The organism is Actinomadura napierensis (genome assembly GCF_039529375.1).
GTDB lineage: Bacteria > Actinomycetota > Actinomycetes > Streptosporangiales > Streptosporangiaceae > Spirillospora > Spirillospora napierensis.
The window spans coordinates 1-17,596 of the sequence record NZ_BAAAMR010000014.1 but is presented as its reverse complement, the minus strand read 5'-3'; the positions used below and the strand labels follow the sequence as shown (position 1 = coordinate 17,596).

Genomic DNA, 17,596 nt, shown 5'->3' with positions numbered 1-17,596 from the left:
TCCGATCGCTGTGGCCGGCGCGGTGCGCCTGCCGCCGATCCGTGCGGACCCGCGGCCCCGGACGGCTTCCGCAGAGCAGGTCTTCGCTCGTCCTGGACGCCCCGGGCGTTCGGCGCTCGAGGTGTGATCGCCACCCCGCCTTTTTCATACCCCGCCATTCCCTTGCTGAACACGCGCCATTCGATGGGCGCGGGATTTCGCATGCCCTGATCCGTTAATTGGTCTTGCGGTCTAATAGAAACTGTTGCGTGTCTCAATCTGGTCACGCACTTGAATTCGCCCGGAAGAGCTGTGCTTAATGCGGATGCCACCCCCTTGACACCTCGCGAAGGGAGCCACAGGTGTCACGTGTTCGAAAGCTCGCAGTCGTCGGAGCCGCTTCGGCGTCCGTACTCGCGCTGACGATGGCGCCGGCGTCCGCCGCCGGAACGACCATCCACAGCGGCAGCAGCACCGGCCCCGCCTACTCCGGCGGCGTCGTCGCGACCAACCTCGGCAACGTCTCGGTCGTCACCTCGCTCAGCAACGCCACCTGCACGTCCGCCATCCAGAACGGCACCATCAACTCCGACGGCACCGCCCTGAACGTCACGTCGGCGTCGTTCAGCGGCTGCACCAGCAGCCTCGGCTCGGTGACCGTGACCGCGCAGAGCCTGCCCTGGACGGGCGGCTCCGTGGTCTACGCGCCCGTCGCCGGCGGCAAGGACGGCACCATCACCGTCGCCAACTACACCGTCGGCGCCACCGTCTTCGGTCTCAGCTGCGTCTACTCCGGAACCCTCACCGGCAACGGCTACAACCCCGACAACCCCACCCGTCCCGACACCTCGGTCGCGCAGGCCCAGGCCCAGATCACCAACGGCACCGTGACCAAGAAGAGCGGGTCCTTCCTCTGCCCCGGCACGGCCACGGTGACCGCCGCCTTCCAGCTCGTCGGCAGCGGCGGCGAGCAGCTCTGGGCGGCTGCGAGCTGATCCGGTGACCGGGCCGTTCAGTCCCTCCGGGGGCGGGACGGCCCGCTCGGCGGCGTCAGTTGCGGTGCGGGAACGCCTTCGCGACGGCCAGGAAGGCGTCGTTCTCCTCCGGGGAGCCGATGGAGACGCGGGCGCCCTCACCGTCGAACGGGCGGACGCTCACGCCCTCCGCGTCGCAGGCGGCAGAGAACTCCATCGTCCGGTCGCCGAGCCGCAGCCACACGAAGTTGGCCTCCGTCGGCGGGACGGTCCAGCCGTCGGCGAGCAGCATGCCCCGCACCCGGTCGCGCTCCTTCACGGTCCGCTCGACCCGCTCCAGCAGCTCGTCCGTGGCCTCCAGCGACGCGATGCCGGCGGCCTGCGCGACCGAGTTCACGCTGAACGGCAGGAACGTCTTGCGGATCGCGCCCGCCACCTCCGGCTGCGCGACGAGGTACCCGATCCGCAGCCCGGCCAGGCCGTAGGCCTTGGAGAACGTCCGCAGGACCGCCAGGTTCGGCCGGTCGCCGTACAGCGTGAGCCCGTCCGGGACCTCGTCGTCGCGGACGTACTCGCGGTACGCCTCGTCCAGCACCACCAGGCAGTCGGCGGGGACGCGGTCGAGGAACGCCTCGATCTCGGCGCGCCCCACCGCGGTGCCGGTCGGGTTGTTCGGGTTGCAGAGGAAGACCAGCCGCGTCTTCTCCGTGATCGCGTCGGCCATCGCGGGCAGGTCGTGCGTCTCGTCCTTCAGCGGCACCTGGACGCCCGTCGCGCCCGACAGCGACACCAGCAGCGGGTAAGCCTCGAACGACCGCCACGCGTACACCACCTCGGCGCCCGGCTCGGCGACGGCCTCCAGCAGCATCTGCGTCATGCCGACCGAGCCGCAGCCCACCGCGACGTGGTCGGCCGGGACGCCGCAGAACCCGGCGATCGCCTCGGTCAGCGCCGTCGCGTTGTTGTCGGGGTAGCGGTTCACGTTCGCCGCCGCCGCGCCGATCGCGTCCAGCACCGAGGGGAGCGGCCCCTCCGGCGACTCGTTGGACGAGAGCTTGAACGAGCGGCCCTCGGGCGACACCACGACCTTCCCCGGCCGGTAGGCCACGAACCGGTCGAGAACGGAGCGGAAGCGCGGAGTGGTTGCCTCGGACACCGTTGTCCTCCAGGGATGCACAGGGGTGTTGGGTCAAGACTACGGAATACGCCAGGTCCCCGGCCAAAGCGGGACGTATCGGGCGAGGTCAGGGGGTGCTCGCCTCGCGCATCATCCAGCACACCGCGACGATCCGGACGAACTCCCAGTCGCGGGTGCTGTCCGGCCACCAGCCGCGGTTGAACGCCTCCTCCGCGAACGCCCGCAGGTAGTCCATCAGCGCGTCCTCGTCCGGCTCGCCCAGCTCGTCGCGCAGGCTCGCGACGTGCTGGTCGACCGCCGCCGCCAGCCCCGGGGACCCGGCCATCTCCTCGACGCCGGCCTCCCCGATGTCCCTGACGAGCAGGCCGAGCACTTCGGACGAGTCACCGTTCATAGGTCGCAAGCTAGCAATCCCGTCCGGATGCCCGCGACATCACCCCAGGTCAACCCTGCGATCTTTTACCCTCCGGGACGCGGTCGCGGGCCCGCGGCCAGCCGCGCGGGCGCAGCATCGGCGGCCGCAGCTGCTCGGCGTCGCCGCGCCGGTACAGCCGCGCCGGGCGGCCCCCGTCGCGCGTCGTCGTCCGGTCGGTGGGGATCAGGAACCGGTCCGCGCCGGTGACCTTGCGGTGGAAGTTCCGCGGGTCCAGGGCCGTCCCCCAGACGATCTCGTACACCCGGCGCAGCTCCGCGACGGTGAACTCGGGCGGGCAGAACGCGGCGGCGAGCGAGGTGTACTCCAGCTTGGCCCGCGCCCGCTCCATCCCGTCGCACAGGATCCGCCGGTGGTCGAACGCGGCCCGGTCGTGGCCGAGCAGGTCGTCGACCGCCGTCCACAGCACCTGCGCGCGGCTGGAGGCGGGCAGGTCCGGCGCGAGGCCGAGGTAGGCGACGCTCACCACGCGCTGCCGGGGGTCGCGGTCCGGATACCCGTAGGTCGCGAGCTGCTCCAGGTGGATGCGGACGTCCGCGAGCCCGGCCCGTTCCGCCATCAGCCGGGACGCGGCGGCCGGCAGGTCCTCGTCGAGCTGGATGAAGCCGCCGGGCAGCGACCACGCGCCCTCGTAGGGCGGCCGGTCCCGCCGCCACCGCAGCGCGGACAGCCGCTGCTCCCGCACGGTGAGCACGACCAGATCGACGGAGACGGCGAGCCGCGGGACGGACATGCCTGGAGTCTATTGGGGCGCGGCCCCCGGAACTCCCGTCCCGGACGGGGCTCCGCGAGCGCCCCGGGCATGCCGGAGGCCCGGCCGCGGCGGCCGGGCCTCCGTCGTCCCGTGCGTCGTCTCTCGCCTCGCGCGTCAGCTCTCGTCGGGTGCGGACGGCGCGGGAACCGGCGGGACCGGCGGGACCGGTCCGTTCCCGTTCACCGTGTTCTGCCCGTTCTGCCCGTTCATGCCGGCCAGCAGCTGGCGTGCCACGCCGAGGCCGGTGCCGCCGAGCGTGAGCGCCTTGGCGAGCATGTCCTCGATGCCCTCCGCGCCGTTCAGCACGACCATGTTGTCGACGTTGCCGAACACGCCCGCGCCGGCCTGGACGATCTCCGGCCACTTCTCGGCGAGCTGCTGGGCGATGACCGCGTCGGTGTTCTGCGCCAGCGCGTCACCGCGCGCCTTGATCGCCTCGGCCTCCGCCAGGCCCTTCCGCCGGATCGCGTCCGCCCGCGCCTCACCGAGGATGCGGGTCGCCTCCGCCTCCCGCTGCGCCTTCAGCTGCACCTCGGTCGCGGCGGCCTGCGCGTAGGAGATGCGCTCCTCCCGCTCGGCCTCGGCCAGCTTGACCTGCTCGTACGCGCGCGCGTCGGCGGGCTTGCGGATCTCGCTCTCCAGCCGCTTCTCGGTCCGCTCGGCCTCCAGCTCGGCGTTGCGGGTCTCCTTGAGGATGACCTCCTGCCGGGCCTGCTGGGCGGCCTGCTGCACCTGGCCCTCGTACTCGGCCTTCTTGATCTCGGTGTCCCGGATCACCGCGGCGTTCTCCCGCAGCGCCTCCTGCTCGCGCGCGGTTGCCTCCTGGTCCCGCTCGGCCTCCGCGATGCGCGCTCCCGCGGCGATCTTGGCGGCGTGCGGGCGGCCCAGGTTGGTGATGTACCCGGTCTCGTCGTCGATCTCCTGTATCTGCAGCGAGTCCACGACGAGGCCGAGCTTGCTCATCTCGTCGGCGGCCGAGCCGCGGGTCTCGGAGGTGAGGCGCTCGCGGTTGAGGATCAGGTCCTCGACGGTCAGGTTGCCGATGATCGAGCGCAGGTGCCCGGTGAACAGCTCGTGGATCGCGCCGTCCATCGACTTCTGCTGCTCCAGGAAGCGGCGGGCCGCGTTGGCGATCGACACGAAGTCGTCGCCGACCTTGTAGATCACGACGCCGCGGACCTTCACCGGGATGCCCTGCTGGGTCACGCAGTGCACCTCGAGGTTCGCGGCGCGGCTGTCGAGCCGCAGCCGGCGCGAGGTCTGGAAGCCCGGCAGCACCGACGTGCCCTTGCCGGTGATGATCTTGAAGCCGAGGCTCTCCACCCCGTCGATCGGCTTGGACCGGGCGCCCAGGCCGGAGATGATCAGCGCCTCGTTCGGCTCGGCGACCCGCCAGACCATCTTGAACAGCACGATCAGCACGATGATGGCGACGACCACGGCGATCGCCACCGCGACTACGGGCATGCGGCCTCCTCACTCTCGGCGGGCGGCCGGCCGGGGAAGGCGGGTCCCGTCCGCGTTTCCCAGTAGACGCAGCGGACCGGAGATCGGTTCGCCCCCTTACGGGGCAGTATTCACGAACTGAGCGCGTGCGCCACGTACACCGTCCGCGGCGGGTGGTACTCGACCACGACGATGATCGAGCCGACCGTGATCTCCTCGCGCGGGTCGACCGGGTGCGCGTAGAACGCCTCGGAACCGCCGCGGATCGGGATCATGACCTCGCCGACCAGCCCGGGGCCGATCCTGCCGGTCACCCGGCCCTCCTTGCCGATCAAGGGCTTCCCCCGCTCGTGTTCGTCGTCCTCGCCCTCGGCGGCCGGGCCCGGGGGCCCGCTCTTCCGCCCGCGGTCATGACACTAGATGTCCGCGCGGGTCCGGTGAAAGCGGCTAGCTGAGGATCTTGCGGGCCTGGGCGACGGAGGCGCGGGCGAGGCCCTCGGCCTCGGCGCGGGTGGCGTTCGGCCCGAAGACGGTGACGGTGCCGAGGTAGTGGCGGCCCTGGAACACCACGTACCAGGTGTTCGTGCGCTGGTCGCCGCTGGTGGTGACGACGCCGACCGTCCGCGAGCCGTCGCCGACGTCGCCGCGCCGGGCCTCGGAGACCTCGTGCTCGGCCCACTGGCCGCTGAGGCGGGTGCGGAACGTCAGGCAGCCGGTGGGGACGCGCGCCTCGACCTGCTTCCCGGCGTCGGCGTCCGCGACCCCCATCAGCGTCTCCGTGGCCGTCTGGCCGTCGCTCTTGGCGAACGTGACGAGCGCGGTGGGCACGTCCGCCGCGACCTTCCCGCCGCCGGACTGGGCGTCCGCGCACGCGGGCTTGTCGAGCGTCGCCTCCTGCCGCACCTGGGCGGCGTTGCGGAGCGCCTTCAGCGAGCCGTACTCGCCGGAGTCGGGCTCGCCGCGCCGGTAGCCGGTGACCTGCTGGAGCAGCGCCTGGCCGAGCTGGTCGGAGGTGTAGCCCGTGCCGGCCGGCGCGGCGCGGGCGGTGCCGCGGACCTGTCCGGCGCCCGTGCCGCCGGAGCCGCCGCAGGCGGACGCGGCGGCGACCGCCGCCAACACCGCGATCGGGAGGAGCCTGTGCGCCATGCCCGCGACCCTAGGCGGAACGCCCGCCCGACGACCCGGACGACACGCTGTGCGGGCCGCACGAGCACCCCATCCGGGCGGGAATCAGCCCGCGGGCGCCCATTGCGGGGCATTCCACAGGGCCGCGATCTCCGCGGCGCGCCGTTCGTGCGGGGCCGGGTCCGCGCCGACGAGGCGGGCGAGATCGGCCAGGGTGCGGGCGGGCGGCGGGAGGGCGACCGCCAGGCTGCCCAGCCCGGCAGGCGGGCCGTCCCGGTGTGGCAGCAGCACCTCGTACAACTCGGCCGCGCCCCGTTCGTCGCCCAGCGCGACCACGGTCATGGCGCGGAACGTGCAGAACATCGTGAAGAAGTAGTCCGGCTGGATCGGCGGGGCGGACGCGTGGAGGCGGCGCGCCTCGCCGAACCGTCCGGCGGCGGCGTGCGCGGCGGCGAGGACGTCGGCCGTCAGCGGCGACATCTCGGGCGCGAGGTTCCCGGCCTCGTCGGCGAACCCGGCCAGGGTGCCGCGCGACACCGCCAGCGCCGCGCGCGCGATCAGCGCGAACCCGGCGGTGTGCAGCGACCCCTGGTCCGCCATGGCCCGGGTCGCGGCGGCGTAGTGGCGCTCCGCGTCGTCCAGCCGGCCTTCGGTGAGGGCGAGCGCGGCCTCGGCGACCTCGCAGACGACGCTCGCCTCGGGCATCCGGTAGCGGCGGGCCAGGTCCGCCGCCTCGGCGATGCGGGCGCGCACCTCGGCCGGGCGCTCCTCCCACACGGCGGCGGCGGCGAGGTTGAACGTGCCCGACCACAGCGCCGCGGGCATGTCGTGCTCGGTGCCGAGGGCGCGGAGCTCGCGGGCGAGCGCCGCCAGGCCGCCGGTCCGGCGGTCGTCGTGCTCGCGGCAGAGCGTGAACAGCGTCAGCACGCGCAGCTTCGGGTCGCCCAGGCTCCGCGCGATCTCGACGGCCTCCTCGGCGGCGGCCCGCGCCCGCGCGTCCCCGGTGCCGGTCAGCTCGGCGGCGTAGGCGTCCAGGAGGCGGCACCGCACGTCCGGTGCGAGGCCGTCGCGTTCCAGGAGCCGGGACAGCAGGCCGACCAGGTGCCCGTCGACGGCCCCGTACGGGCGCAGCTGCCAGGGGGCCGGCTCCGTCCACGCGGTGAACGCCGCCAGCAGCAGGTCGTCGTTCCCGGCCTCCTCGGCGAGGTCGACGGCGCGGCGGCGGGTGGCGCGGGCGTCCTGGACGGCGCCCGCGCGCGCTTGGGCGCGCAGCAGGCGGCCCAGCAGGTCGACGCGGTCCGCGGCGGCCCGGCCCGGCAGCCGCTCGAACGACTCCAGCGCCTGGGTGAGCAGCTCGACGGCCGTCTCGTGCGCGTACCGGCGTTCCGCGAGGTCGGCGGCCCGGACGGCGTACTCGACGGCCTTGGCGGCGGTCGCGGCGGACGCGGCGCGGTGGAAGTGGTACGCCAGCGCCGGCGCGTCGTCGGAGGCCAGCCGCTCCAGGGCGGCGCCGAGCCGGGCGTGCATGCGGGTGCGGCGCAGCGCGCTGAGGTCGGCGACCATCGTGTCCCGGACGAGCGCGTGCGCGAACCGGACACGGCCCGGGGCCCGCTCGGTGAGCAGGCCCGCGACGAGCCCGGCGTCGAGCGCGTCCAGCACCGCGTCCTCGCCGGCGTCGGCGGCCAGGACGAGCGCGTCCACGTCGGCCTCGCGGCCGGCGAGCGCGGCCAGCCGCAGGACCGCGACGGCGGGTTCGGGCAGCCGGGCGAGCCGGCGGCGCAGCACGTCCCGCACGCCCTCGGGGACCTCCGAGGTCGCCACGAGCGCGCCCTCGCTGCTGAGCAGCCGCGCGCTCTCCCGCACGTAGAAGGGGTTGCCGCCGGTGCGCTCGGCGAGGGCGGAGACCGTCGCCGCGTCCACGCCGCCGGCGCATTCGGCGGCGATCAGCCGGGCGACCGCCGGCTCCGCCAGCCCGCTCAGGGGCAGCCGCAGCGGCGACCGGCGGGCCAGCACCGCGAGGGTCTCGGTGAGGCGCGTGCCGGCCTCGTCGGCGCGGAACGCGGCGACCACGAGCAGCGGCGCGTCGCCGGAGAGGGCGGCCAGCAGGGCGAGGGTCTCGGCGTCGGCCCAGTGCAGGTCGTCGAGCATGACCGCCAGCGGGCGCCGCCGGGCCGCGTCGTTCAGCCAGGCCCAAACGGCCCGGTGGAGGCGGAAGCGGCCGGCAGTGGTGTCGCGGGGCTCGCCGGCGGACGCGTCCCGCAGCAGCGGAGCCGCCTCGGCGGGCGCCGGGACGTGCCGGTCGAGCGCGGTGAGGGCCTCCGTCCACGCCCATGCGGGGGGTGCGCTCTCGCTCTCCGGGCAGCGGCCCGTCACGACCAGGCGGCCCTGCTGCTCCAGGACGCCGGCGAGCCGGGTGAGCAGCGCGGTCTTGCCGAGTCCGGCTTCGCCGGTGACGAGCGCGACGCGCACGCCGCCCTCGGCCGCGAGGCCGGTGAGGGCGGCCAGCTCGTCGTCGCGGCCCAGGAAGGCGGGGCCGCCGGGGGCGGGCTCGGGGACCGGCATGGGGGCGGGGGCGGGGAGGTCGAACGCTTCGGTGCGCTGCTGGAGGATCGCCGCCTCAAGATCGGCCAGGGCGGGGCTCGGGTCGAGGCCGAGCTCGCCGGCCAGCGTCGCGCGGACCTCGCGGAGCGCGGCGAGCGCGTCCGCCTGGCGCCCCGACCCCCACAGCGCGAGCGCCAGCAGCCGCCAGCCCTCCTCGCGGAGCGGCTCGGCGCGGGTCAGGAGTTCCGCCTCGGGCACGGCGGCAGCGGCGTCGCCCGCGCGCAGCAGGGCGGCGACGTGCCGTTCCCGGGCGGCCAGACGCAGCTCGTTCAGGTAGCCGATCTCGGCCCGCGCCCACTCCTCGTCGGCGAACTCGGCGAACGCCGGGCCGCGCCACAGGGCCAGGGCCTCCGCCGGCCGCTCGGGATCCCGGGCAAGCGCCGCGAAGTGCCAGGCGTCCACGGCCTCCTCGGGCAGGCGCAGCGCGTAGCCGGGCGCGGCGGACACCAGCACCTGGGCGGGGGCGCGCGGCGGACGCCCGGGCTCCAGCAGCTTGCGCAGGTTGGAGACGTAGGCCTGCAAGGACGAGACGGCCTGCGCCGGGGGCTCGCCGCGCCACAGGTCCTCGATCATGCGGTCGACCGGCACGACCTCGCCGCGCGCGGCGACCAGCAGCGCCAGCACCGCCCGCTGCCGCGGCCCGCCCAGCGCCGCCCGCACGCCCGCCACCTCGGCCTCGAAGGCCCCGAGCACCTGAATCCGCACCATCCCGGACAGATCGTAGCCACCCGCCCGCGAGCCGGTCTCCAAGCCGGTTTCCAAGCCACGCTCCAAGCCGGTTCCAAGACGGTCCGGGCAGCGTTGCCGGCATGAGCACCGACACCGTCCACACCGCCCGGTCCTTCACCCACTCCATGGTCGTCATCCACCGCGGCATGCGCCGCGAGTCGCGCCTGCTCGCCGAGCTGATCGGCGCGACCCGCCCCGGCGACCGCCGCCGCGCCCGCGCGCTGACCGCGCACCTCTCCGACTACCTGCTCGGCCTGCACAACCACCACCACGGCGAGGACGAGCTGATCTGGCCGCTGCTGCTGTCGCGGGTGGACCTGGACGCCGACATCGTGATCCGGATGGAGGCCCAGCACGAGAAGGTCGCCGCGACCATCACCCGCCTGAACGACCTCGCCGGACCCTGGGCGCGGTCGGCGGACGCGGCCGGCCGCGACGCCCTGGTCGCCGCCCTCGCCGAGCACCGCGCCCTCCTGGTCGAGCACCTGGACGACGAGGAGGCGCACCTGCTGCCGCTCGCCGAGCGCCACCTCACCGAGGCCGAGTGGAACGCCCAGGGCGACCACTTCGCCGAGCACACCCCCAAGACGAAGATCCTCACACTCCTCGGCGTCGTCCTGGAGGACGCGACGCCGGACGAGCGCGCCGAGTTCCTAGCCGGGCTGCCCGCCCCGGCCCGCGCGTTCTGGCGGCTCTACGGCCAACGCCACCACGCCGCCCGGATGCGGCGCCTCCGCGAGGACGTCCGCACGTCCCGCACCGGCGCCGGCATCGCCCTGCTCACCGGCGTCGGCATCGGCTACGTCGGGCTCTCGTACATCCTCGACCCGACCGGCACCGCGCAGGGCTTCGGGCTGCCGTCCGTGCCGTCCGGCGACGCCGCCGCCTGGCTGAACATCAAGGGCGTCCGGGACCTCGGCACCGGCCTCGCCGTCCTCACGCTGCTGGCCCGCGGGAAGCGCGAGGCGCTCGGCCTGGTGATGCTCGCGTTCTCGACGATCGCGGCCGGCGACATGCTGACGGTCCTCGCCCACCACGGCTCCAAGGCGACCGCGTTCGGCGTCCACGGCGCCACCGCCGCGGCGGTGCTCGCGTCGGGCCTGCTGCTCCTGCGCGCCGCCCGCCGCCGCTGACCGGCAGGCGGCCCGGACGCCACGACCCGCGTTCGCCCGGTGACTGTCCGCGATCATTGGGTAGGGCACGGGGTGGCGTCCGGGACCGGGCGCATGAGCACACCCGGGGGAAGAGACAGAATGTTCCGCAGAGTTTTGGTGCTGCCCGTCCTGCTGCTGACGCTGGTCGCCGCGTCCGGGTGCGGCGGCGGCGACAAGAGCGCCGACAACGTCGCCGCGGGCAGGGGCGCCGCCGCGACCTCGCCGGCCGCGTCGCCGTCGTCCTGCCCGACCGAGACGACCAAGCACTTCGCCAAGACGCGGTTCGCTGCGGACGCCGGCCTCGCGTTCGGCGCCTTCCACCGCTACATCTGGAAGCCCTACCAGGCGGGCAGCTTCAAGCAGGGCGCGAACGGCCGGACGAAGGCGTTCGCGAAGGCCGCCGCGGCGGGGCTGTTCGCCGCCAACCGGCTGAACGCGGCCCGCAAGCTCATCGGCGCCGACCCGAAGCTGTGCAAGGCGCTGAAGGTCCCGGCGGAGAAGGTCTCCGGGATGTTCAGCTCGCTGGCCGGCAAGTTCAAGTCGGGGCAGCTGAACCCGTCGGACATCGGCTCGGTGGGCTCGGCGGTCGACGGCCTGAAGTCCGACGCCAAGAACCAGGCGGGCGCCGACATCAAGGAGAAGACCCCCAACCTCGGCGGCTGACCCCGACCGAGCAGAGCGAGCTACTGCTCTTCTTCGTTGGCTCGTTCGTTGTAGATGGGGGCGTACTCCTGGCCCGACATCTTCTGGATGGTCTCGACGATCTCGTCGGTGATGGCGCGGCGGGCCTTGGCGGGCGGGAGGTCGCCGTAGTGGGAGAAGTCGATCGGCGGGCCGATGCGGACGGTGGGCCGCGGGCCGAAGACGCGGGGCCGGGACGTGCCGATCGGCTGGATCTTCTCGGTGCCCTCCAGCGCGACGGGCAGGACGCGGGCGCCGGTGGCGAGGACGAGCCAGCCGACGCCGGTGCGGCCCCGGTAGAGGCGGCCGTCGGGCGAGCGGGTGCCCTCGGGGTAGATCGCGAACGCGCCGCTGTTGTCGAGGACCTCGGCGGCCTGTTCGAGGGCGCCCATCGCGGCGCGGCGGGCGCCGCGCTTGACCGGGACGTGGCCGAGGTTGGTGAGGAACCAGCGGACGAAGCCCCGCCTGAGGCCGCCGCCGGTGAAGTAGTCGGCCTTGGCGATGTAGGTCACCGGGCGCGGGACGGCGAGGGGGATGATGAAGCTGTCGATGAACGACAGGTGGTTGCTGGCCACGATGAGCGGCCCGTAGCTGGGCACGTTCTCGCCGCCGACCACCCGCGGGCGGAAAAGCAGCCAGAGGATCGGACGCACCACTCGCGTCATGAACGTGTAGAACACCCAGCCTCCTGTATTTCGCACCGCCACTGTAACCTCTGTCCCGATCCGTGCCCCGGTCAGCACCTGCTTTTCTTGCCGTCCCGGAGGTAAGGAATGGTTCAATCGCTGGTCACGGTGGGTGCCGTCGGGCTATTGGGGGACTTGATCCGAGGGTGGGACTTCGGTCACATTGGGGTGGTGCGGCAATCGTGAAACCATTTCTTACCGCACAGTAGGTTTCTCTGCGGTAAGTTATTCGGGGGCACCGGCGCGCGGCGCGGCCGGCGGGAGATGGGGCTCCGGCCCCCGCCGGGCCGGGTACGGGTGTTACGGTCCGGGACGGGGGAGGGCGACCCGGACCTTATCCCGGGAAGTGCTTGGATTGCGGGCACGGGTGCGCAATCCTGAGGAGTCGCCTGAGTCGGGCCTGGTGCCCGTGGGAGCGGGGCGAGAGGTGGCCATGGACTTCGACATCAGCCTGATGAAGGACGAACGCTGCACCCTCGTCCGGGTGCAGGGTGACATCGACGTGGTCTCCCGCGCGCGTTTCGAGGAGGCCCTCTTCGAGGTGGTGGACTCCGGCGAACCCCTGGTCGTCGACATGCGGCAGGTCACGTTCTGCGACTCGACCGGGCTGAACGCGATCGTCGCGGCGAACCGGCGCGCCGGGGAGCACGGCACGACCGTGTCGCTGGTCGCGCTGCCGCCGCGGGTGCAGCGCGTGTTCCGCATCACCGGGATCGACAAGTTCGTCCCGATCTACGACACGCTGCGGGAGGCGATCGGCGCACTGCCGTCCGCCACGTCCTGACGCGTCAGCTGCAGCCCTCGAACTGCGGCACGCTCGTGGTGAGCTTCAGGCCGGACTCGCCGAACCACTTGCGCAGCAGCCGCGCGGCCGTGCCGTCCTGGTACATCGCGGTGATCGCCCGGTTGACCTGCTCGCAGCCCTCCAGGTCGCCCTTCTTCAGCCCGACGCCGTACTTCTCGTCCGTGAACGGCGCGTTGATGATCTTGCCGGGGTGGCCGGCGGCGAACCCGGCGAGGATGAGGTCGTCGGTGGACACCGCGTCCAGCCTTCCGGCGGCCAGGTCGTCCATGCAGGCCCCGTAGGTCGGCGCCTGCACCGGCACCGCGGCGGTCTTGCGCTCCTCGATCACCCGCCGCCAGGAGTTCGACCCGGTCACCGCGCAGATCTTGCGGCCCTTCAGGTCCCGGACGTCGCGGACCGCGGCGTCGCCGGGCGCGACCAGGGTGTCCTGGTGCGCGACGTAGTAGGGGCCGGCGAAGGTGACGGTCCGCTTGCGCTTGGCGGTGATCGAGTACGTCGCGACGATCATGTCGACGGTGCCGTCGGCGAGGGCCTTCTCGCGGACCGAGGAGTTCGTCGTGCGCCAGGTGATCCGGTCCTTCGGCACGCCGAGCCGCGCGGCGATGTAGGTGGCGACGTCGACGTCGAAGCCCTCGTACGTCCCGTTCTTGGTCTTCACGCCGAGGCTCGGCTGGTCGGCCTTCACCCCGATCGTCAGCGAGTGCTTGTGGGCGATGGTCGGCTTGTCGGCGCCGCCGAGCCCGCACGCCGACAACAGCCCGGCGGCGGACAGGACGGTGCAGGCGAGGGCGGCGCCCCTGATGGAACGGACGCGGATGGAACGGGTTCGGGGGGCGCGCATGGGTCGTCGTCTCCTCCGGTCAGCGGAACTCGGCCAGCCGGGGACGGACCCCCGCGATGATCAGCAGGGCGATGACGGCCACGGCCGGCGGGACTGCCTTCCAGCCGCGCAGCCCGCCGTCGGCGTCCTTGATCGCCTTGGTGAAGGCGCCCTGGTGCACGGCGATGAGCGAGCCGAGCGCGTCGTCGTAGGCGTCGAAGTCGTGGATCGCGCCGCTCTGGCGGCCCATCCGCAGCGTGATGGCGCCGCTGCGGTCCCCCGACGCGGCGAGGGAGCGCATCCGCTGGTCGTCGGCCTGGACGGCCTGGTACGCCCGGAGCGTGCTCTGGAGCGCGGCGGCCTCCCGGCCGCGGTCCGCGGTCTGCGCCTCGTCCCCGAAGAAGCCGAGGAACGGCACCTTCTGCCCGGATCCCGCCCGGTAGGAGCCGACCTCGCCGCCGACGCCGGCGTAGTAGTTCTCCAGGTTCAGCGGCTTGTCCCCGATGTCGGGATAGAACACCGAGAGCGACTTGTCCAGGTACGTCTGCTCGTAGGTGTCGGCGCGGCCGGGGTCGAGGAGGTAGCGGCTCTGGTCGGCGAACGCGCTGTGGCTGACGGCCCGGGCCCGCGACAGCGACAGGACGGAGTCGAAGCCGTCCTCCTTCGCCTTCCTGATGTGCCCGGCCTGCGCCGACAGCAGTCCCGCGCCGACGACGGCGAGCGCGACGGTGCCGAGCGTCGCCAGCACGAGCGCCGGGTTCAGCATCCGCCGGAACGTCCGCGCCAGGTACAGCTGCGTCGCGACCAGCAGGAGCAGTGTGAGCACCCCGGCGGCGATGACCCAGTCGCGCCCGGCCAGCACCGCGGATCGCTTCGTCTCGTACGCCTGCCGGACGTGCGCGCCGGTGTCGAGGGTGATGTTGTACGCCTTCGGCAGCAGCTCCAGCTTCATCAGGTCGGTGGCCTGCCGGTAGGCGTCGACGACCTGCTTCGGCGGCTCCCCCGCCGGATGGGCGGCCTGGTCGTTCAGCTGCATCGCCGACCCGACGAGCCGCTCGTACCGGCCGAGCCCGTCCAGGACGTCCTGGACGGTCTGCCGCAGCGCCGGGTCGCGCCCGGCGAGCTGCGCGGCCTGCACCGCCGCCGCGTCCGCCTCCGCGCGGCGCTGCTCGTACACCTTGAGCGTCTGGTCGTAGCCGATGCCGAGGTCGTGCTGCCGCCCGATCAGCAGGATGTTGGACACCTGCGCGTCCATGTCGCTGAGCGCGAAGTACAGCGTGCTGGTCGCGACGACCTGCGGGCCGGCGTCGTGCCCGATCGTCTGGACGGAGTCGCGCGCGTTCCCGACCGCGACCGTCAGCAGCGCCAGCAGCGCGACGAGCGCGGCCAGGACGAGCGCGACGTGCGCGCGGATCCGGCCCGGGATCGTCCGCAGCCAGCGGCCCCGCGCGAACGTGGCGAGCCGGCCGCGGCGAGCCGGGGCGGCGACCGCCGCGGCGGCCTCGGCGGCCTCGGGCGGAGGGGCTTCGGGGGGCGTCGCCGGATCCGCGGTCGTCATCGTCATGGCGGGCCCTCCTGAAGGGACAGCGTGATGGTCGTCCAGGCGCCGACGTGGACGCGGTCGCCGTCGCCGACGGGCACCGGCACGTTCACCGCGATCGGCTCGGTGCCGCCGTTCACCGTCGTGCCGTTGGTGGAGCCGGGGTCGACGAGCGTCCAGCCGCCGTCCGGCCGGGCGAGCAGGACCGCGTGCAGGTGCGAGACGCCGGGGTCCTCCGGCGGGCCGCTGAGGTCGATCTCCGGGGCGATCGCGCGGGACGCGCTGAACCGGCCGATCCTGACCTGCGCGCCGCGCAGCGGGACGCGGCGCTCGGGGCAGTACGGCGGGAACTCCAGCGACGCCGAGTCGGGGCCCTCCTGCGCGATCACCGAGTCGTAGTAGCCGCGGTCGGCGGCGATCACGGCGGACCAGCCGGACGCCGCGGGCTGCTCGGGCGACTCCGGCGGCTCGGGGCCTTCGGGCTCGGGTTCCGCGTGCGCGTGGGCGGAGCCGGTCGCGAAGTCGTAGCCGCAGTTCTCGCAGAACCGCCCGCTGCGGGGCAGATCGCAGTCCGGGCAGGTCTCGGCCTCGGCCTCCTCCTCCGGCGGCGGCGCGGCGGCCGCGCGGTCGCGCGCCGCGGCCTCGACGATCGGCCCGCCGCCGCGTTCGACCATGGTGAACTCGGCGCGCGGCACGCCCTCCATGAGGTCGCCGCACACGTCGCAGTAGTCGTCGGCCGTGGACACGTGGCCGCTCGGGCATACCGGCATGGGCCTCAGCTCCCGGCCTCGTCCGGCGGCGTGCCCGGTGGCACGGGCGGGGGCACGTGCGGCGGGAGGTCGTCCTTGCGGGTCCGGACGGTCCGCACCGAGCGGGTGTCGAGCGACATCTCGTCGGCCTTGGCGACGTCCGCCTTCAGCCGGACGGTCCCGGTCGCGGGGTCGATGACGTCCACCACCTTGTCCAGCAGCCCGGCGATCTGCTCGTTGCCGACCTCCCGGGCGAGCACCACGGCGCGGCCGAGCCGGGCGGTCGCGGTGTCCTCGTCGCCCTCGCGCCGGGCCTCCAGCCCCTCCTGGATGGCGTCGGCGAGCTCGGACTGGCCGGTGTGGTGCGCGACGCGCCCGTTGATCCGCGTCGACCTGGCCTCGTCGTCGGTCCACTCGGCCAGGACGTTCCCGGACGCCAGCTCCCGCTCGGCCTCGCCCTCCGCGCCCGGGGCGATCAGCTTCACCCACGCGGCCCGCATCTGCCGCCCGACATCGCCCGGCTCGACCTCCACGCACAGGTGGTACTCGCGGTTCTCGCTGCCCCACGCGCCGAGCGGGTAGTCGACGGTCTGCGCCCCGGACTCGGCCCGCCGGCCGGTCAGGTCCTCCACGGCCGGGACCATCTGCTTCAGGAAGCGCAGTTCGGCCTGCTGCGGCGTCCACACGCGCAGCGCCACGTCCGCGACCTGCTTGCTCATCGCCGCCCGCGTCATCGCCAGGAAGTCGGCCTCCAGGTCCTTGGGGTCGGGGACGTCCAGGAACCCGCCGAGCAGCGCCGAGGTGATCTTGCGGAGCTCGGCGACCTCCCAGTCGGTGCCGACGCCGCGCGCGTCGCACAGGAAGCGGCCCGAGCACACCCGCAGCGCCGCGTCCAGCTCCTCGTCGCTCTCGTGCTGGTTCTTGCCGTCGGTGAGCAGGATCGCGTGCCTGACGGCGCCGTCCCGGCCCTCGAACAGCCGGTTCGCCAGCCGCAGCCACGAGCCGATCGCGGTGCCGCCCGCCGCGTCGAGCCGCGCGACCGCGTTGGCCGCGCTGCGCCGCGTGGACGCGCTCGCCTCGACCAGCCGCTCCCCCTGCGGGTAGATCATCCGGGGCCGGTTCGCGCCCGCGACGACCGCGAACCGCACGCCGTCCCGCAGCACCCCGACCGCCGCCTTCGCCGCGCGCCGGGCGGCGGCCATCTTGCCGCCGTAGGACATCGACCCGGACGTGTCGATGATGATGACCTCCGCGGCGTCCGAGCCGATGCCCGGCCCCGCGTCGGTGTCCGTGTCCGCGCCGGCGGAGCGCGCCTCGACGGTGACGATGGCGTGCATCTCCCGCCCGCCCGCCGGGAGGTAGGGGTTCTGGTCCACGCGGATCGTGAACTCGGGACGTTCGCTCATCTGCCGGGCTCCCTCGTCGTCGGCTCGGGCGGCGGGAACTCGATGACCACCACCGTGACGTTGTCGTGTCCCCCCGCGTCCAGCGCCGCCCCCAGCAGCCGCCGCGCCGCCCCCATCGGCCCGCCCCCTGCCTCCGGCCCGCCCGCCGCCTCCGGCCCGCCCGTTCCGGGGCCGGCCAGCGCGAGGGACGCCAGCGCCGCCGCGTCCGGCACGCCGTTCCACAGCCCGTCGCTGCAGATCATCACCAGCCCCGGGCCGGACGGCTCGAACGAGGCCAGATGCGGGTCGAACGCGCCCGCCTCCGCGCCCATCCACGCCGTCAGCATGTGCGCGCGGCGGTCCGCCGACGCCGCCTCCGCGCTCAGCTCGCCGCGCGCCACCGCCCGCACCGCCCACGAGTCGTCCCGGGTCAGCGGGAACGACCCGGCCGCCGACAGCCAGTAGGCGCGGCTGTCGCCCAGCCAGCCGACCGTGACCCGGTCCGCGGCGACGACCGCCGAGACGAACGTGCACGCCGGGCCGGACCCGTCCCGCGCGCCGTCCGCGAGCGCCGCGACGGCGCGGCCCGCACGCTCG

The 17,596-nt window shown here is 74.0% G+C and carries 17 protein-coding genes; 4 read left to right on the top strand and 13 right to left on the bottom strand.

The window, feature by feature from the left end; genetic code table 11:
• Positions 1 to 341: 341 nt before the first annotated feature.
• Positions 342 to 974, top strand: coding sequence for a hypothetical protein (locus tag ABD296_RS10605; RefSeq protein WP_344264215.1), 633 nt, complete (start codon positions 342 to 344; stop codon positions 972 to 974).
• A gap of 55 nt (positions 975 to 1,029) precedes the next feature.
• Here the strand turns inward: ABD296_RS10605 and hisC are convergent, their stop codons facing one another.
• From hisC to ABD296_RS10570, 7 genes are all read right to left on the bottom strand, one after another.
• Complete coding sequence (gene hisC, locus ABD296_RS10600) at positions 1,030 to 2,109, bottom strand: histidinol-phosphate transaminase (RefSeq protein ID WP_344264213.1); 1,080 nt, start codon at positions 2,107 to 2,109, stop codon at positions 1,030 to 1,032.
• Between the two features lie 88 nt (positions 2,110 to 2,197).
• Positions 2,198 to 2,485: a DUF6401 family natural product biosynthesis protein gene (locus tag ABD296_RS10595; RefSeq protein ID WP_344264211.1), complete on the bottom strand. Its 288-nt coding sequence runs from the start codon at positions 2,483 to 2,485 to the stop codon at positions 2,198 to 2,200.
• Between the two features lie 49 nt (positions 2,486 to 2,534).
• Positions 2,535 to 3,257 carry an NUDIX hydrolase gene (locus ABD296_RS10590; RefSeq protein WP_344264208.1) on the bottom strand — a complete coding sequence of 241 codons (723 nt, stop codon included), beginning with the start codon at positions 3,255 to 3,257 and terminating at the stop codon, positions 2,535 to 2,537.
• A 135-nt stretch (positions 3,258 to 3,392) separates the two neighbouring features.
• Entirely contained in the window at positions 3,393 to 4,745 is a 1,353-nt protein-coding gene (locus tag ABD296_RS10585) for a flotillin family protein (protein WP_344264205.1), read from the bottom strand.
• A gap of 110 nt (positions 4,746 to 4,855) precedes the next feature.
• Positions 4,856 to 5,038, bottom strand: coding sequence for a hypothetical protein (locus ABD296_RS10580; RefSeq protein ID WP_344264202.1), 183 nt, complete (start codon positions 5,036 to 5,038; stop codon positions 4,856 to 4,858).
• Between the two features lie 133 nt (positions 5,039 to 5,171).
• Complete coding sequence (locus ABD296_RS10575) at positions 5,172 to 5,870, bottom strand: hypothetical protein (RefSeq protein WP_344264199.1); 699 nt, start codon at positions 5,868 to 5,870, stop codon at positions 5,172 to 5,174.
• Positions 5,871 to 5,954: 84 nt separating this feature from the next.
• The gene (locus ABD296_RS10570; protein WP_344264196.1) at positions 5,955 to 9,212 is read right to left on the bottom strand and encodes a BTAD domain-containing putative transcriptional regulator; all 3,258 of its coding nucleotides are present in this window, start codon (positions 9,210 to 9,212) and stop codon (positions 5,955 to 5,957) included.
• 47 nt (positions 9,213 to 9,259) lie between these two features.
• Between ABD296_RS10570 and ABD296_RS10565 the strand changes: the two genes are divergently transcribed.
• Both ABD296_RS10565 and ABD296_RS10560 read left to right on the top strand, forming a co-directional pair.
• Entirely contained in the window at positions 9,260 to 10,312 is a 1,053-nt protein-coding gene (locus tag ABD296_RS10565; protein WP_344264193.1) for a DUF4267 domain-containing protein, read from the top strand.
• A 120-nt stretch (positions 10,313 to 10,432) separates the two neighbouring features.
• Entirely contained in the window at positions 10,433 to 10,996 is a 564-nt protein-coding gene (locus ABD296_RS10560) for a hypothetical protein (RefSeq protein WP_344264190.1), read from the top strand.
• Positions 10,997 to 11,016: 20 nt separating this feature from the next.
• Here ABD296_RS10560 and ABD296_RS10555 read toward each other — a convergent pair whose 3' ends face one another.
• The gene (locus ABD296_RS10555; RefSeq protein ID WP_344264187.1) at positions 11,017 to 11,694 is read right to left on the bottom strand and encodes a lysophospholipid acyltransferase family protein; all 678 of its coding nucleotides are present in this window, start codon (positions 11,692 to 11,694) and stop codon (positions 11,017 to 11,019) included.
• 439 nt (positions 11,695 to 12,133) lie between these two features.
• On the opposite strand from ABD296_RS10555, the gene ABD296_RS10550 reads away from it, so the two are divergent.
• The gene (locus ABD296_RS10550) at positions 12,134 to 12,484 is read left to right on the top strand and encodes an STAS domain-containing protein (protein WP_344264184.1); all 351 of its coding nucleotides are present in this window, start codon (positions 12,134 to 12,136) and stop codon (positions 12,482 to 12,484) included.
• A 4-nt stretch (positions 12,485 to 12,488) separates the two neighbouring features.
• On the opposite strand, the gene ABD296_RS10545 is transcribed toward ABD296_RS10550, so the two are convergent.
• From ABD296_RS10545 to ABD296_RS10525, 5 genes are all read right to left on the bottom strand, one after another.
• The gene (locus tag ABD296_RS10545; RefSeq protein WP_344264181.1) at positions 12,489 to 13,346 is read right to left on the bottom strand and encodes a glutamate ABC transporter substrate-binding protein; all 858 of its coding nucleotides are present in this window, start codon (positions 13,344 to 13,346) and stop codon (positions 12,489 to 12,491) included.
• A 19-nt stretch (positions 13,347 to 13,365) separates the two neighbouring features.
• Complete coding sequence (locus tag ABD296_RS10540) at positions 13,366 to 14,889, bottom strand: hypothetical protein (protein WP_344264178.1); 1,524 nt, start codon at positions 14,887 to 14,889, stop codon at positions 13,366 to 13,368.
• The gene (locus tag ABD296_RS10535; RefSeq protein ID WP_344264175.1) at positions 14,886 to 15,635 is read right to left on the bottom strand and encodes an FHA domain-containing protein; all 750 of its coding nucleotides are present in this window, start codon (positions 15,633 to 15,635) and stop codon (positions 14,886 to 14,888) included. The genes ABD296_RS10540 and ABD296_RS10535 overlap by 4 nt, the downstream gene beginning before the upstream one ends.
• A gap of 5 nt (positions 15,636 to 15,640) precedes the next feature.
• Positions 15,641 to 17,020, bottom strand: coding sequence for a VWA domain-containing protein (locus ABD296_RS10530; RefSeq protein ID WP_344264172.1), 1,380 nt, complete (start codon positions 17,018 to 17,020; stop codon positions 15,641 to 15,643).
• Positions 17,017 to 17,596, bottom strand: a 580-nt coding sequence (locus ABD296_RS10525) for a PP2C family protein-serine/threonine phosphatase (RefSeq protein ID WP_407061466.1), incomplete at its 5' end; no start/stop codon positions are given. The genes ABD296_RS10525 and ABD296_RS10530, both read right to left, overlap by 4 nt.

Excerpts from the sequence above, each read along its gene's own strand:
- ABD296_RS10595 (WP_344264211.1), bottom strand. The coding sequence starts at position 2,485 with ATGAACGGTGACTCGTCCGAAGTGCTCGGCCTGCTCGTCAGGGACATC.
- ABD296_RS10590 (WP_344264208.1), bottom strand. The coding sequence starts at position 3,257 with ATGTCCGTCCCGCGGCTCGCCGTCTCCGTCGATCTGGTCGTGCTCACC.
- ABD296_RS10585 (WP_344264205.1), bottom strand. The coding sequence starts at position 4,745 with ATGCCCGTAGTCGCGGTGGCGATCGCCGTGGTCGTCGCCATCATCGTG.
- ABD296_RS10575 (WP_344264199.1), bottom strand. The coding sequence starts at position 5,870 with ATGGCGCACAGGCTCCTCCCGATCGCGGTGTTGGCGGCGGTCGCCGCC.
- ABD296_RS10565 (WP_344264193.1), top strand. The coding sequence starts at position 9,260 with ATGAGCACCGACACCGTCCACACCGCCCGGTCCTTCACCCACTCCATG.
- ABD296_RS10560 (WP_344264190.1), top strand. The coding sequence starts at position 10,433 with ATGTTCCGCAGAGTTTTGGTGCTGCCCGTCCTGCTGCTGACGCTGGTC.
- ABD296_RS10550 (WP_344264184.1), top strand. The coding sequence starts at position 12,134 with ATGGACTTCGACATCAGCCTGATGAAGGACGAACGCTGCACCCTCGTC.
- ABD296_RS10545 (WP_344264181.1), bottom strand. The coding sequence starts at position 13,346 with ATGCGCGCCCCCCGAACCCGTTCCATCCGCGTCCGTTCCATCAGGGGC.
- ABD296_RS10540 (WP_344264178.1), bottom strand. The coding sequence starts at position 14,889 with ATGACGATGACGACCGCGGATCCGGCGACGCCCCCCGAAGCCCCTCCG.
- ABD296_RS10535 (WP_344264175.1), bottom strand. The coding sequence starts at position 15,635 with ATGCCGGTATGCCCGAGCGGCCACGTGTCCACGGCCGACGACTACTGC.
- ABD296_RS10530 (WP_344264172.1), bottom strand. The coding sequence starts at position 17,020 with ATGAGCGAACGTCCCGAGTTCACGATCCGCGTGGACCAGAACCCCTAC.